Raw genomic sequence first — 1659 nt, forward strand, 5'->3', positions numbered from 1 at the left:
AATGTGAACAGATCGGTCGGGAAGTCCGGCGCCTGGAAGAGGTCGTGATCGTGCACCCATTCGATGAACGCGTCGACGTGGTCCTCCGAGGGGATGATCGCTTCGCCGCCCTCCACCAACTTCACGATCTCGTCGAAGACGCTGCCGATCGTGGCGATGAAATCCCGGATGTAGTTGGTGAAGTCGCCGTCATAGACCGAAATCATGCAGATAGAGTCGCCGATCAGCAGGAAGCGGGCGAAATGGACCGTTCCGACATTGTCGAGACCGGCAAAGATTTCGTCGACGTTCTGCGCGACCGCACGGGCCGCCTTGGCGCGCCCGATCGCCGACTTGTCCTTTAGCGGCATGATGAGGTTCATCATGCGCTGAACGTTTTCGCTTGGCTGGACGGCGGCTCGCGGCCCACCGGGCAGAGCCTCTGTCCGCATTTGTCGAGCCCAGTATGGGACGAGGATCCAGCTCGATAGCTTGCTGACGACCGAGTTGTCCTGGAGTCCGACAACCACCTTATCCAACCAATCGAGCCAATTCGGTATCGGCTCGACCTTCGCCGCAACGCCGGTTGAGAACGGGCACCCCGAGGCTTTCAGGCGCGAGTCGCGCGAGAGATTGTAGGCTTGTTCACGCACGCGCAGGACCGGGTCGTCCGAAGCCTCAATCCCTTTAGTCAGGTGCAAGGGATTGAAGGCCAAATGTTCGCAATCCGCGACCTGGTCTTCGGGAACGGCGTTAAGCGTCAGCGTCCCCATCATGATCCGCGCCCGATGAGGCGGCCACGGGCGAGACGGATCATTGAAATCATCGCCAGCTTCCCCGATCGCCATCATCAGAGTGAAGCGCGCTGGCTCTTTAGCGAGCCGATTGCGAAGATCCTTCTGCAGGTATTGGTCTATTACCGGATCCGTGATTTTGGTGTTCAGAACGCCGTAGACGGGTTGCCAACTGAAGCGCACCCAGCGACGCGTCTTGTCGGGCGCAACGACGATAAATGTATGGACGGCGTGATAGTCCGCGCGGAAATAACTCACCGGCGCGCCGATTGTGGCCGCCTGGGACACGGCAAGCTTGGCGTAGTCGTTTTGATCCGCAAACCGCATCGCGCCCGCGTCGGGGCTGATCGTTTCTCCCGAATAGGGATTGGGCAGAGGCAGCTTCAACTGTAGGAGGTCGAGGACCTTCCGGCAGATAGACTCTCGCTTCACCTGGGTAGGTTTGGCGGCTATGGCAAAGTCCAGGAAAGTTTCCGGGGTCGGCGCGAAGAACGCGGACAGCGTCATCGCGATGAGGTCCGTCGCCGGGCCGCTGGACAGGTGAAATCGTGTCGCCATTCCGCGCACGTCCGACCAGCCGTCGTGTACAACCGCGCAGCCTGATCCGTTCGAGAAGCGCACGATGACCCGCACTCGGTCGCCCTGAAAATGCTCGGCGATGCAATAGTCGCGCGCGACTTCGGACGCCTCGAAATAACCGGTCGCGCTGATGCCGATCGCGTGCACCGGGCGCAGGTCTGGTTTGCCGTCGGTACGACGGAGCGCCTCGACCAGTTTCGCGGCGATGTCAGGACCGCCCATCCTCATCCCTCCGAGCCGAACGGCTCCGCCAGCCGCTTTTGGACGCTATGCCCCGGCGTCCTTTCCTCAATTTGACAATCAAATA

1 protein-coding gene is annotated in these 1659 nt (G+C 60.6%); it reads right to left on the minus strand.

The features are described from left to right. The coding region (locus WCA53_RS14825; RefSeq protein ID WP_423911525.1) for a catalase at positions 1-1574 on the minus strand (1574 nt) is incomplete at its 3' end. Positions 1575-1659 lie beyond the last annotated feature (85 nt).

Origin of the sequence: Caballeronia sp., from assembly GCF_049581465.1 — a bacterium.
In the GTDB taxonomy this organism is placed as follows: Bacteria; Pseudomonadota; Gammaproteobacteria; order Burkholderiales; family Burkholderiaceae; genus Caballeronia.